We start from the raw sequence: 14044 nt of genomic DNA on the forward strand, positions 1-14044 counted from the left end.
GGGAGAAATTGTTTAAATTACGGTTGGGGAGCTAAATGGTATGGAAAGCTTTTGGCAAAATGAATTTATCCAGATCGCAGCCTACTATAGCCTTGTCATACTTTGCCTTGTCCTATTTCTGGCTGCGTTTGAACTGGTTACGAAGTATAAGAATTGGGAGGAAATCAAAAAGGGAAATGTGGCCGTGTCCATGGCGACCGGCGGTAAAATTTTCGGGATCGCGAATATTTTCAGGCATGCGATTGAGGAACATGCTTCGGTCCTGGCAATGATTGGCTGGGGCGTGTATGGTTTTTCCCTCCTGCTGGCCGGCTATTTCATTTTTGAATTCCTTACCCCAAAGTTCAATGTCGACGAAGAAATTGAAAAAGACAACCGCGCCGTCGGGTTTATATCAATGGTGATTTCCATCGGACTATCGTTTATAGTCGGAGCTGGAATCTAAACGGAGGATACAAAGTGGAAACACTTGCGAAAGTATTGTTGGGCCTTTGCGGCTTATTTGTGCTGATTGGAATCATTTATATGGCGTTTTTCGCGTAAAGTAGGGACCGCTGATGGAGCAGCGGTCCTTTTTAATGTGAAGATGAGGCATCTGTTTGTGGATTTGGGCTGGATGGATTATAATGGAATAAATAGATGGAATTTTTAAAAAATTTGCATTACCAAGGAGGTACCCATGATTGAGATAAAGCCTTGGCTCAAGCATTATCCGGAGGAAATCCCCGCATCCATCGAGTACCCGACAGATTCACTGCAGAGCTACCTGATAAAATCCGCCGAGGAATTCCCGGGAAAACCGGCCATCCACTTTATGGGAAAAGAGCTCACATTCAGGGAAATAAGGGAAAGCGCTGAAAAATTGGCCGCCTACTTGCAAAAGCTCGGGATTAAAAAAGGCGACAGGGTCGCTGTCATGCTCCCAAACACTCCCCAGGCAGTCATTGGATTCTATGGAATTCTGCTTGCTGGAGGGGTTGTCGTGCCAACAAACCCTCTATACATGGAACGCGAACTGGAATACCAAATGAAGGATTCCGGCGCGCTTGCGATTATCACCCTCGACATATTGTATCCGCGTGTTTCGAAAGTCTTCCATAAGACTGATTTGAAGCACATTATTGTAACCGCTATCAAAGACTTTCTCCCATTCCCGAAAAACCTTGTGTACCCTTTCATCCAGAAAAAACAATACGGGATCGTTGTTAAGGTAAAGCATGAGGGAAGCAACCATTTACTGACAGAAATCCTGAATAAGCCGGCAACCGACATTGAAGAATATCCAATCGATTTCGACGAGGATCTTGCCCTCCTCCAGTATACGGGTGGTACGACGGGTTTTCCGAAAGGAGTCATGATTACCCATAAAAATCTCGCCGCTAATGTGTTGATGTGCAACAGATGGCTGTACAAATGCCGGCCCGGCGAAGAACGGGTCCTAGGAATTCTTCCATTTTTCCATGTATATGGAATGATGGCAGTGATGGTCCTCTCAATCATGCAGGGGTATAAAATGATCCTGCTGCCTAAATTCGATCCGGACACAACGCTCAAGACGATCCAAAAGCAAAAGCCAACCCTATTCCCCGGAGCGCCGACCATCTATATCGGCCTTCTGAACCATCCGGACTTGAATAAATATGATTTGTCATCGATTGATTCGTGCATCAGCGGCTCCGCTCCGCTCCCTGCTGAAGTTCAGCAGGAATTCGAGGAAGTGACAGGCGGGAAGCTCGTTGAGGGATATGGACTGACGGAATCTTCACCGGTAACCCACTCAAATTTCCTTTGGGATCGGCCAAGGATTAAGGGAAGCATTGGCGTCCCATGGCCTGATACGGACGCGGTGATTTTTTCGCTCGAAAACGGCGAGCGCCTTCCGCCCGGAGAAATAGGCGAAATTGCCGTTAAAGGCCCACAAGTAATGAAGGGATATTGGAACCGTCCCGAAGAAACGGCCATGACGCTCAGGGATGGCTGGCTTTTGACCGGCGATTTGGGTTATATGGATGAAGACGGCTATTTCTATGTTGTCGACAGGAAGAAGGATATGATTATCGCTGGTGGCTTTAATATTTATCCAAGGGAAATTGAAGAAGTCCTTTATGAGCATCCTGCCATCCAGGAAGCGGTCGCCGCGGGCGTCCCAGACCCGTATAGGGGCGAAACAGTCAAGGCGTACATTGTCCTTAAGGAGGGCGCCACCGCCTCAGAAGAGGAACTGGACGAATTCGCACGCAAGCATCTCGCTTCATTCAAGGCACCGAGGATTTATGAGTTCAGAAAAGAACTGCCCAAGACCGCTGTCGGTAAAATCCTCAGGCGCGCACTCGTAGATGAAGAGAGGAAAAAGCTTCAGGAGGATGAACAAAAGCATGCATAGAAGGGGAGCCGCTTGACGGCTCCCTTTTTCCTTTTACCGGATTTCCCTTTTTTTCGGGTTCATTATATGATAGAAGTATCAGCGGCCCCATATCGCGGAACATCGGCTGCTTGACAGAAAAATCAAGGTGGTTTTATTATTAAATTATGAATGATTGTTCATTCATTTCATGTGTCGTGTTCTTCGGAGGAGGGTAAATAGTGGTGAAGAAAAACAGGCCCAAATACATGCAAATCATTGATGCCGCTGTTTCCGTTATTGCCGAAAACGGCTACCACCAGGCTCAGGTTTCGCGGATTGCGAAGCAGGCGGGAGTGGCGGACGGGACGATTTACCTGTATTTTAAAAACAAGGAAGATATCCTCATTTCTTTATTCGAAGAAAAGATGGGATCGTATATTGAAAAAATCGAGCCTGTCATAGCAGGAAAAGAGTCGGCGGCAGAGAAGTTATTACTATTGATTGATTCCCATTTCCGGATGCTTTCCGAGGACAGGGACCTTGCGATTGTCACACAGCTTGAATTGAGGCAGTCGAACAAAGAGTTGCGGCTTAAAATCAACGAGGTGCTGAAAGGGTATATGAAACTCATCGACGAAATCCTGCTTGAGGGCAAACAAAATGGAGAATTTTCCCGATCGCTCGATATCCGCCTCGCGCGACAGATGATTTTCGGGACAATCGATGAAACGGTCACCACATGGATTATGAATGAGCAAAAGTACGAGCTGAACACATTGAGTATTCCTATCCATGAACTGCTTTTGAATGGATGCGGAGCGGGCACATCCGGGCCTTCCGCCAGCCAAGTCTAATGAGGGGGGATTTGTTTGGAATTTTTAAAATGGTCAAATGAGGGCGGCATCGCGGAGGTTGTAATCCAGCGACCGCCGGCAAACGCACTATCATCCCACGTTTTGAAAGAGCTTTCATCCATCCTGGACGAAATTGAAACGGATAAGGAAATTAAGGTTCTCCTGCTTCGCGGTGAAGGAAGGTTTTTTTCCGCAGGGGCGGACATAAAGGAATTTACAACGATTACATCCGCTGAGGACTTCTCCGACCTTGCCCGCCTTGGACAAAATTTGTTTGACAGGATGGAGAAGTATTCAAAGCCGATTATAGCGGCCATCCATGGGGCTGCGCTCGGTGGCGGGCTTGAACTGGCCATGGCCTGCCATTTCCGCCTTGTCAGCGAAACAGCGAAACTCGGGCTTCCCGAGCTTCAGCTTGGCCTAATTCCGGGCTTTGCCGGTTCTCAAAGGCTCCCTAAATTTGTTGGAACGGCTCGAGCGGCCGAAATGCTGTTTACTTCCGAACCCATAACAGGGCTGGAAGCTGTGCAGTTTGGACTGGCGAACCACGCCTATCCTGAGGAAGAACTTTTGGACCATGCCTTCACAATGGCCAAAAAGATCGCCAAAAAAAGCACTGGCTCGCTAAAAGCAGCCATTGAGCTTTTGAACTATTCAAAGACGGAAGAATTTTATCATGGTGTTGACAGGGAAGCGGAGCTGTTTGGCCAGGTTTTCATGTCGGAGGACGGCCAGGAAGGCATCCGGGCGTTCATCGAAAAACGCGAACCGGAATTCAAAGGCGAATAAAACCTTAAACCGGGATTCCTACCCGGCTTTCAGGAAATTTTGAAAGCGTTTTACCGTTATAAAACATCTATTCTATCAAACACGCAGAAATCAACTGAACTTTGGGAGGGGTAAAAAGTATGAATATTTTTGTGCTGATGAAAAGGACATTTGACACGGAAGAAAAGATTTCGTTGTCCGGCGGCAAAATCAATGAGGATGGCGCGGAATTCATTATCAATCCGTATGACGAATACGCCATCGAAGAAGCAATCCGGGTGCGTGATGCACAAGGCGGTGAAGTAACTGTTGTGACAGTCGGGACTGAAGAGGCTGAAAAACAGCTGCGGACCGCATTGGCAATGGGGGCGGATAAAGCCGTCCTGATTAACACGGAAGATGATGTTGAAAACGGCGACCAATTTACAACAGCGAAAATTCTCGCCGAATTTTTAAAAGACAAGGAAGCTGACCTCATCCTTGGCGGGAATGTCGCCATCGATGGCGGGTCCGGACAGGTTGGGCCCCGAGTTGCGGAACTACTGGGCATCCCGTATGTAACGACCATCACCAAGCTTGAAATTGACGGAGGAACCGCGAAAATCGTCCGTGACATCGAAGGCGATTCCGAAGTGGTTGAGGCATCCCTTCCTTTGCTCGTGACCGCCCAGCAAGGACTGAACGATCCACGGTACCCATCGCTTCCGGGAATCATGAAAGCAAAAAAGAAACCGCTTGATGAACTGGAATTGGATGACCTTGATCTTGAAGAAGACGATGTCGAGGCGAAAACAAAAACAATCGAAATCTTTATGCCGCCAAAGAAAGAAGCAGGGCGCATCCTTCAAGGTGATTTGCAGGATCAGGTAAAAGAACTTACCCAGCTCCTTCATTCCGAAGCAAAAGTCATTTAAACCTCACATATTTCGCCGAGGCGAAAAACGATTTTAGGACTAAATTAAATTTGGAACCCAAGCTGAATGATAAAGCGCAGGAGGTAGAGGATATGGCGAGAAAAGTGTTGGTATTGGGAGAAGTACGCGATGGTTCGCTTAGGAATGTTTCCTTTGAAGCAATCGCCGCGGCTAAAACGGTAGCCGAGGGCGGGGAAGTAGTCGGCGTTTTGATCGGAGATGCTGTAAGCGCTTTAGGTACTGAGCTTTATCAATATGGAGCGGATAAAGTGATTGCAGTCGAAGACGAAAAACTGAAAAATTATACGCCGGACGGTTATTCGCAGGCGCTTTTGGCGGTTCTTGACTCAGAAAAGCCAGAGGGCCTGATTCTTGGACATACGGCTATGGGCAAGGACCTGGCACCAAAAATAGCCGCAAAACTTGGCAGCGGGCTCATTTCCGACGCCATCGCGGTCGAAGCCGCGGGCGGGAATCTTGTTTTCACAAGGCCAATATATTCCGGAAAGGCTTTTGAAAAGAAATTTATCACCGATGGGCTGATTTTCGCGACAATCCGCCCGAATAATATCGCTCCGCTTGAAAAAAATGAAGCCGCAAGCGGAACGGTGGCGGCGGTCACGGTGGAGATCAAGGATTTGCGCACGATCGTTAAAGAAGTTGTCCGGAAAGCAAGCGAGGGAGTCGACCTTTCGGAGGCAAAGGTGGTTATCGCGGGAGGCCGGGGTGTAAAGAGCGCTGATGGTTTCGAACCGCTGAAGGAGCTAGCCAAGGTTCTCGGCGGCGCGGTTGGGGCATCAAGGGGCGCATGTGACGCTGATTATTGCGACTATTCACTTCAGATCGGCCAAACAGGCAAGGTGGTAACGCCGGACCTTTATATTGCCTGTGGGATTTCTGGAGCGATCCAGCACTTGGCAGGGATGTCGAACTCGAAAGTGATCGTCGCCATTAACAAGGACCCTGAGGCGAACATCTTCAAGGTTGCAGACTATGGTATCGTCGGAGACTTGTTCGAGGTCGTTCCGCTTTTGACGGAAGAATTTAAAAAGCTGAAAATCCACTCCTAATATTGGAGCTCGAAAAAGGGCGGCGTAACCCGCCCTTTTTCCTTTTAACGACTTCAGCCACGGGAATATCCCTGCCATGGCCCGGGAAGGCTAAAGCAGAAACAAATTATTAGCATGCACCTCCGAATGGTGGTATACTTTCGGTAGATTTTAGTATCAATTTAGGAGGCTATTTTTTATGGCAATTTCAAATGTAACAGACCAGAATTTCGCTGGCGAAATCGGCTCAGGCCTTGTTCTTGTAGATTTTTGGGCCCCATGGTGCGGACCATGCAAAATGATTGCCCCGGTTCTTGAGGAAGTTGATTCCGAAATGGCCGACCAGGTGAAAATTGTAAAGCTTGACGTTGACCAAAACCCTGAAACTTCCGCGAAATACGGCGTTATGAGCATCCCGACTTTGCTTGTTTTCAAAGACGGAGAACAAGTTGACAAGGTTGTTGGCTACCAGCCGAAGGAAAACCTTGTGAGCCTTCTGCAAAACCATTTGTAAAATCAATTCCCCGGCGGATTTTCCAGCCGGGGTTTTATTTTTGCCGAAAAGATGAACGAAAAGCTGCCAATTTAGTCAGTTTTGTGAATTTGTCCACTAAACCGTTGACGATGAGAATCATTCTCTTTTATAATCATAAATAGAAATGATAATCATTTTCAATTAAATGTCATCAGGAGGAAATCGAAATGTCTTTAAAGGTGAAATTGGTAGCATCACTCGCTGTATTATCACTTATCCTTGGCGCTTGCGGTTCGAAAGAAGAAAGCTCGTCATCTACAAAATCCAATACTGAACAAAAAGAAACAAATAAAAAGGACGAATCGGCTGAAAAGGAAGAAATCTCATATGGAGATAGCTTTAAAGAAGCCGTGGCAGAATTGGAGAAGGCCAAGGAAGGAAAAGAAGTCGATTTTGATAAGGTAACAAAAATCTATGAAGAAAATCTAAAAGGACTTGTCCAAAAGAGGGACCAGGAGCTTGAAGATAATATTGACCAGACAATCACCACAGCGCTTCAGGCTGGCAAGGACGGCTCGCTGGATAAAGTGGTTGTAAAGCAGATTTTTGATAAATTGATGCAAAAGGTATTCTATACATCTATGAAACATGAATTCTCCGAAGTTGCCGAAAACTGGGGCAAGGCGGATGAAGTGAAAGAAGAAATGGAAGAAGCAAAGGAATTTTACGGCATCATTCAATCCACTGTCGAAAAGAGGGATGCGTCTTATGGCACATCCATGAAAGACGCGATTTCCGCTGGTTTCGATGAAATGGAAAAGGCAATCGGGGCCAATGACCAGCTTGGCTTCCAGCTTGGGAAACAGGTTGTCGATAAAACATTGATGAAAACCTTCTACCTTGCAACAGGCGCGCTCCCTAACGGCTATGCAACAAAGGCTGCTGACAAAGCAAAAGAGGATGCCGAAGCTGCAAAGGTTGAACAAGCGGAAGGCTGGGCGTTCTTCCAGGCGATCAAATCCTACATTATGAAGCATTCTCCGGAAGAAGGGGCATTCATCGAAAAGCAATTCGATCTTCAATCCGATGTGAAGGCAATCGATCCGGCAGCAATCAACAAAGCGTTTGTGCGCGGGTTTGCAAAGGTAGCCATTGACGAATATACTGAAAGCATTGAGAGCTGGGGCGAGGACAAATCGGTGATTACGGCCCTTGAAGGCGCATTGTTTATCGATGTCATTAGTTCCGACCTGAAAACATCGCTTGGTGAGCAAGGCTACAATGGCCTTGTTGAAAATGCCCAGGCATATGTGGACGCTGCGAAAGCCAAGGACAAAGCAGCCGGGGAAAAGCTGTTTAATGAATTGAAAGCATCCCTTCAATCTGTAATTGACAGCGCCAAATAATCCGCGTTAACCAATCCGGAAAAACCTTGTCAGCCAAGCAAGGTTTTTCCTGTTTTCATGTTTAGCGGCAACCATTACATAGACGAAAGAGGCGTTTGGCCAATGAAGATCATAGTGACGGGCGGTGCCGGGTTTATCGGCTCTCATCTTGTCAGGGCCCTGCTGAAGGAAGGCCATGAGCTTGCTGTTATTGACGAACTGCACCATTATTATCCTCCTGAAAGGAAAAAGGAGCAGCTCGAATTTGCCAGGGAGGCGGGGAGCTTTGTTTTTTTAAAAAAAGGCCTCCTTACTGATGATGAAGAAGTGGGATTGCTATTTAAAAAGTTCCGGGCGGACTGCGTCATCCATTTAGCCGCGATACCCGGCGTCCAAAAATCGCTCACGGCTCCACTTGAATATGTCGATTATGATATAAAAGCGACTGTCAATGTCCTGAAATTTTCAGGGGAAACGAATGTCAAGCATGTGTTGTTCGCCTCTTCTTCTTCAGTTTATGGCGACCTTCCCAACAGTCCTGTAAAAGAGGAAATGGCAGCAGGACGGGTCGTATCTCCATACGCAGCAGCAAAATACGGGGCGGAATCCTTTTGCCATGCGTATGCTGCGCTGTATGGCTTCCAGATGACCATCCTCAGATTTTTTACAGTATACGGACCATGGGGAAGGCCGGATATGGCAATACCGGGATTTATTAAAAATTTGATCCGTAACGAGCCAATCACTCTTTTTGGCGGGGGAACTGCAAGGGATTATACCTATATTGATGATTGTGTCGGCGGGATTCTTTCCGCGGTTAAAAGTGCCAAAGGAAATCAAGTGTATAATCTCGGCTCCGCGCAGCCGATTTCCATTGAAAAGGTCGCCGATACACTGGCAGGGCATTTCCCCGACGCAAAAGTGTTGAGGTCCGGACGGCGGGTAGGCGACGTCAACTTCACCTGGGCTGATATAACGAAGGCAAAAAGAGAGCTAGATTACTCTCCGCGAATTAGCTTTGAAGAGGGCATCGCCAGGACGGTGGAGTGGGCGAAAAGCTATGAAAAATAGGCTGTGGATAAAAAGGATCCTGTACGCGGGCGGGGTATCACTCGTGTTGTTTTTCCTATACTTGTCTGCAAGGCATTTTAGCGGGGAAGCGGTGAGGGCTGCACTGGCGGATTTTTTCGTTGAGAACCCGCTGATCATCATTGCGGTGACAGCTGCATATTTCCTGTCATTCTCCCTAAGATCTGTGGCATGGAAGCTATACCTTGGAAACCGGGCAAGATTCGGCAGCTGCCTACAGGCGATATTGCTCAGCTTGGCAGTCAACCACCTTTTCCCTGTCAAAATCGGTGACGCTTTTAGAATCGGGATGCTGAGCCATAAGGAAAAACACATAAAGGCTGATGAATCCGCGCATTCGGTCATTGTCCTCCGCTTATTGGATATTTTTATCCTCCTGCTGTTTTCCGCAATAGGCATCTTTCTTTTAAAAAAGAGCTTTGTTGTCGCGATTCCAGGATGGGCATTGGGTTTGGGATTCCTTTTTGCCACCCTTTCCGGCTATGCGGTTTTTCGGCTTTACCCATTGCTTTTTAAGAAACACGCCGCCATGCTGAAGGAGGCTTTTACAGGAGGAAGGTTCATCCCTGTTGCATTTCTTACCGCCCTTAGCTGGCTATTGGAAGGGGCGGTTGTCCTCGGCGTCACGGCCTCGATAGGGAATCAGCTTGGGCCAATCCAGGCAGTCTGGGTCAATTCCATAACAGTCGGCGGCCAGATTTTCCAAATCACCCCGGGCGGGATCGCGACGTATGAATCGATAATGGCAATCGCTCTCGCAAGCTTTCATTTTCCGGCGGACAAGGCCTATTTGGTTGCCTTGGTTAGCCATGGTTATAAATTTGTATTTTCATATGCCGCGGGGCTGGCCCTGTTGATTTTCACGCCTTTCAAAACAATCAGGCAGCTCCGCAAAAAGGGTTACACTGGAGGAAATGCTTAATGAAACAAGCTTCTGCTTTTGAAAAATTCGCGGCCAGGTGTTGGAATCTACTAAACGAGGGCAAGCCGTTCACACCGATTTTCACGATCGGCACGATGCTGATTTACAGCCTTCCCCGCTTTGGGCAGGACGGATATTTGACGGAGTTGCTAATCGGCTTTTTGGCTGTCGTTCCGCTGCTCGTTCTATATTTTGTTTATGATTTCCCGTTATTTCTTCGGAATTATATCTGGATGCCGGTTATGGCGTTCCTAATGGTTTGGCATCATGTGAATTATCCGCTTATTTTCCTTGCGGTGGGGCTTTATTTCTTTTTCACAGTCTTCTTTTGGGGCACGCTTTATTATCACCTTAGAATTGGGACAGACTGGCTGAATTTTACCCGCTTCTGGAAGCTGGTCCTGAAAAACAGCGACTCCACAAGCGGAAATGCGCAGGAACAGCTTCCAAAATTCCTTCTGATCCTTCTTGCCTGGGACTATGCGGCGGGACTGCCCGCGCGAGGGCTTGGAGAGTTAGGCGGCCTCTTCCTGTTTTATGCAGCGATTCTTCTGTTCGCGTTCATTTTACACAGGTATTTGTTTGACTGGAAACCAGTTCCATACTCCTCGTATACAAGGGATACTGAAAAGCCGGCAACCGGCCCGATAAATAACAGGGTCATCGTCTTTGTGATCGATGGCATGCGTAAGGAACGGTTCGACCAGGCGAACACTCCATTCCTTGATAATTTGCGAAAAAATGGCACAGACTACAGCCTGATGGAAACGGTCTATCCCGCAAGGACTGTTGTCTGTTTTTCATCGATGTTTACCGGTACATACCCATTCGAACATGGGATTACCTCGAATATGGTTTGGAAGCTTGGCCTCAAAGTAGAGAGCATTTTTGATTCCCTCCGGAAAGTCGGGAAAAAAGGCTCGCTGCTTGGCATTGCCCACCTTGTCGATTCCTTCGGCGAAAGGGACGTTGATACAGTTACCGCGGTCATGCATAAAGACAAGGCGGACAGGAATATTATCGAACGGGCGAAAATGATCATGGATGAAAAAGACCCGGATTTACAAATCATCCAGCTGATCGGTACAGACCAGATTGGGCACAGCCGCGGCGTTCTGTATGATGAGTACATTGAAAAGATTGAAGAAGCCGATGCGCTGGCGGAAGAATATTTCAACTGGCTGAAACAGAAGGGGAAACTAGAAAATGCAACCTTCATTGTATGCGCCGATCATGGCCAGGCAGATGGTATCGGGGGGCACGGCCATTTGGATGAAGGGGAAAGGTATGTGCCATTCTTTATGCACGGACCAGCCATCGAACAAGGAAAACGGATTGATGAGAAGCGGAGCCTGGTTTCGCTCGCCCCGACAATCGCCTATCTCCTTGGAGCGCCGTTCCCTTCCCATAGCCGGGGTCCAATTTTGATGGAGTCAATCAGAAGGGACACCAGGAAATGAAAAAGAAGATTATTGTATTTTTGCCAGCCCATAACGAAGAAGAATCGATACCGCAAGTGATTCGAAAAATTCCGAGGTACTATCATCCGTCGGTTGAAGTGGAAGTGCTCGTCATTGACGACGGGTCAACCGATGCGACAGTCGCCATTGCGAAAGAATCTGGCGCCGACCATGTTTTTTCTTTTAAAAAAAATCAAGGGCTTGGTGCAGCTGTCCGGAAGGGCCTTCAGCTTTGTGTGGAACTTGGCGCCGATATCGGGGTCATGATTGACGCCGACAATGAGTATCCTGCCGACCAAATTCCTGACCTGGTGGCACCGATTCTTGCAGGTGATGCCGACTATGTAACGGGCTCCCGTTTCCTCGGTACAATAAAGGGGATGCGCTGGAACAGAAGGATTGGGAACTATTGCTTCACCCTTTTGCAATCCATCCTGCTTAGGCGGTGGATTTATGACGGACAATCGGGGATGAGGGCCTTTTCCAGGCTCGCGATGGAGCATGCCGAAATCGAGCACGATTACAATTATGCACAGGTGATTACGCTGAATCTACTAAGGAAGGGATTCAGGATGAAAGAAATTCCGATCCGTTACCAGGTAAGGGAAACAGGGGAATCCTTCATTAAATTCAAGGCCTACATGACATCCGTGCTGCCAGCGATTATCCGTGAAATGAGGAAACCTGTATTAAAGGTAGACCAGGTTTCGGAGCAGCAGAAAGTTAAATATGGAAAACATGTGACCGAAAAATATGAAAAATAAATGACAACGACTATTGTTACATTGACAATGATGTTGATAATCATTATCATTGTGATTGGGAGGGACAGATTAGATGAAACGACTTTCTTTTTTTTGCCTCGTATTGATTTTCATTCTCAGTGGATTTCCGGCGAACGGAGTCCAAGCCTATTCGTATGGAGATCCAAACGAGGAAAAGGTAGCCGAAGTATATAAAGAAGTGGTTGTAAAATTAAACGAAAACCCTCCGAATTATATAGATGCTCTTGCATTGTTCGGTACAGTGAAGGAAGAAATTGATATGCATATGGGCCCTGAGCCTGGAAGCATCATTCAAGAGAACCTGGAAAAGGAACAAAAGGTCCAGGCGATTGAAAATATGGAAAAGCTCCTTGTCCTGAATATAGCCAGGAGGCTTGAGAGCATTGAAAAGAACTTCAGCGAGTTTGATACGAGCAAAAAGCTGCTTGCCAAAGGCTTTGCAACCTATGAGGCGATTTCGCCAAAGGTAGAGGCGAAGGACGCTTCTGCTGATAAAGAAATACGCGATGATTTCAACGCGGCGCTTGAAGCGCTTGGAAATCCCGGCCTGTTTGGGGTTGGGAAGAAAGAACCTAACCTTGATGAATTTAAAACTAGAAAAGACGAAATTCTATCCGCGCTCAAGGAACAATTCGAGATAAAGAACCTTGAAGTCGGCCATTTTTCCGAAAGCGCGAGCGAAGTGGAAACGAATAGCGGAAAAAAGGATTGGACCGATGTTTCCAACCTGAGGAACTGGATTCCAATCATCCTGATTGCCGCTGTCATTGTTGGAGTAGTTCTTTATACAGCAAGAAAGAGAAAAAAGTAAAGCCGCGCCTGATGGCGGAGTAATCGACGGCAGGAGGAGAAACAGCTGTGGAAATTCAAGCATTATTGATCACCTTCCGTGAAGTATTGGAAGCCTTGTTGATTGTAGGGATCATTACGACTTACCTTAAGAGGGTCGGCCAGAAGCAATACACTAAATATGTATGGCTTGGAGCCGGGCTTGCCGTCGTGGCGAGCATTGGGATCGCGATGCTCTTCCAGGTCGTGTTTACCGGCTTTGCCGCGATGGGAAGCGAGATTTATCTCAAAATCGGCATCATGGTCGTCTCGACAATCCTGTTAACCCAGATGGTCTTCTGGATGGCTGCCCACAGCAAGGATATAAAAGGCAATGTGGAAGGAAAGATGAACAAGTTCATTTCGACTGGTAATATCATCGGAATGGTCATCCACTCATTCCTCGTCGTCCTCAGGGAAGGGATCGAAACAGTATTCTTCTTCGCCGCGATTACCGGCGGTAATATCGGAGCCGCAATGCAGGGCTGGGGTGCAATCTCCGGTGCTCTGATTGCAGCCGTTGTCTGCTACTTCTTCTTCCGCGGAACAATGCGGGTCCCGCTGAAAACCTTCTTCAAGGTTACGGGCGCGTTCATTATCCTGATTGCAGCTGGCCTGCTCGTCCAGGCGATTTCGATGATGCAGGATATTAATCTGATCGGCAGCGTCATGCCGCATGTGTACGATATCACCTGGTTCATGCCGGAGCATCCGATTGACTATGCGCACTATCTCCGTGATACGGGGACGTCACCGCTAATTTCCGGCGATGTCGGCATCTTCCTGAAAGCATTGTTCGGCTATTCCTCCATGCCGTCGATTGAGGAAGTAATGGCCTACCTCGGTTATTTTGCGGCAATCTATTTGCTGACGTCCTCCGGCGAAAAGAAAGCCCCTGCCAGGGAAAAGCATTTCAATACCGCGGGCACAACGGAAGCCCAGGCGAAATAATGGCGATATTAAAAGTACAAGGCGGCCGCCTTGTACTTTTTGGTCTTTTTAATATTAGGCGGGGATATTTGATGTTTGGACTGGTTTTGGGAAATTTGGCGGGTAAGTGTCCAAAGCTGCCTGATGTTTGGATAGCAAAGTGAATTATCGAGAGGTGTCTGTCCAAAGAAGCCCGATGTTTGGACAGTAAAGTGAACTTTTAAGGGGTATCTGTCCAAAG

Annotated in this window: 14 protein-coding genes; all 14 read left to right on the plus strand. The window is 47.5% G+C overall.

The features are described from left to right. Positions 1–40: 40 nt before the first annotated feature. The 14 genes from DRW41_RS14595 (at position 41) to DRW41_RS14660 (ending at position 13824) form a co-directional block, all read left to right on the plus strand. Complete coding sequence (locus tag DRW41_RS14595) at positions 41–445, plus strand: DUF350 domain-containing protein (protein ID WP_115452740.1); 405 nt, start codon at positions 41–43, stop codon at positions 443–445. A gap of 234 nt (positions 446–679) precedes the next feature. After that, positions 680–2383, plus strand: a complete 1704-nt coding sequence (locus DRW41_RS14600; RefSeq protein ID WP_115452741.1) for an AMP-binding protein — start codon at positions 680–682, stop codon at positions 2381–2383. Between the two features lie 203 nt (positions 2384–2586). After that, on the plus strand, positions 2587–3198 hold the full coding sequence (gene fadR, locus DRW41_RS14605) for a fatty acid metabolism transcriptional regulator FadR (RefSeq protein ID WP_115452799.1): 612 nt from the start codon (positions 2587–2589) through the stop codon (positions 3196–3198). A gap of 15 nt (positions 3199–3213) precedes the next feature. Then, positions 3214–3987 (plus strand): enoyl-CoA hydratase, encoded by a 774-nt coding sequence (locus tag DRW41_RS14610; protein ID WP_115452742.1) that lies wholly within the window; start codon positions 3214–3216, stop codon positions 3985–3987. 119 nt (positions 3988–4106) lie between these two features. Then, positions 4107–4880 carry an electron transfer flavoprotein subunit beta/FixA family protein gene (locus tag DRW41_RS14615; protein WP_115452743.1) on the plus strand — a complete coding sequence of 258 codons (774 nt, stop codon included), beginning with the start codon at positions 4107–4109 and terminating at the stop codon, positions 4878–4880. 92 nt (positions 4881–4972) lie between these two features. Continuing rightward, positions 4973–5950 (plus strand): electron transfer flavoprotein subunit alpha/FixB family protein, encoded by a 978-nt coding sequence (locus DRW41_RS14620; RefSeq protein WP_115452744.1) that lies wholly within the window; start codon positions 4973–4975, stop codon positions 5948–5950. A 178-nt stretch (positions 5951–6128) separates the two neighbouring features. Next, positions 6129–6443: a thioredoxin gene (gene trxA / locus DRW41_RS14625; protein ID WP_115452745.1), complete on the plus strand. Its 315-nt coding sequence runs from the start codon at positions 6129–6131 to the stop codon at positions 6441–6443. A gap of 188 nt (positions 6444–6631) precedes the next feature. Beyond that, positions 6632–7810, plus strand: coding sequence for a hypothetical protein (locus tag DRW41_RS14630; RefSeq protein WP_115452746.1), 1179 nt, complete (start codon positions 6632–6634; stop codon positions 7808–7810). Positions 7811–7912: 102 nt separating this feature from the next. Beyond that, the gene (locus DRW41_RS14635; protein ID WP_115452747.1) at positions 7913–8860 is read left to right on the plus strand and encodes an NAD-dependent epimerase/dehydratase family protein; all 948 of its coding nucleotides are present in this window, start codon (positions 7913–7915) and stop codon (positions 8858–8860) included. Beyond that, on the plus strand, positions 8850–9800 hold the full coding sequence (locus tag DRW41_RS14640) for a lysylphosphatidylglycerol synthase transmembrane domain-containing protein (protein ID WP_115452748.1): 951 nt from the start codon (positions 8850–8852) through the stop codon (positions 9798–9800). The genes DRW41_RS14635 and DRW41_RS14640 overlap by 11 nt, the downstream gene beginning before the upstream one ends. Further along, positions 9800–11260 (plus strand): alkaline phosphatase family protein, encoded by a 1461-nt coding sequence (locus DRW41_RS14645; protein WP_115452749.1) that lies wholly within the window; start codon positions 9800–9802, stop codon positions 11258–11260. Before DRW41_RS14640 ends, DRW41_RS14645 begins: the two co-directional genes overlap by 1 nt. Then, positions 11257–12024: a glycosyltransferase family 2 protein gene (locus DRW41_RS14650; RefSeq protein ID WP_115452750.1), complete on the plus strand. Its 768-nt coding sequence runs from the start codon at positions 11257–11259 to the stop codon at positions 12022–12024. Before DRW41_RS14645 ends, DRW41_RS14650 begins: the two co-directional genes overlap by 4 nt. Positions 12025–12097: 73 nt before the next feature. Beyond that, positions 12098–12856, plus strand: a complete 759-nt coding sequence (locus DRW41_RS14655) for a hypothetical protein (protein WP_115452751.1) — start codon at positions 12098–12100, stop codon at positions 12854–12856. A gap of 47 nt (positions 12857–12903) precedes the next feature. After that, entirely contained in the window at positions 12904–13824 is a 921-nt protein-coding gene (locus DRW41_RS14660; protein WP_115452752.1) for an FTR1 family iron permease, read from the plus strand. The last annotated feature ends 220 nt before the right edge of the window (positions 13825–14044 follow it).

The organism is Neobacillus piezotolerans, from assembly GCF_003362805.1.
GTDB classification, from domain to species: Bacteria; Bacillota; Bacilli; order Bacillales; family Cytobacillaceae; genus Bacillus_D; species Bacillus_D piezotolerans.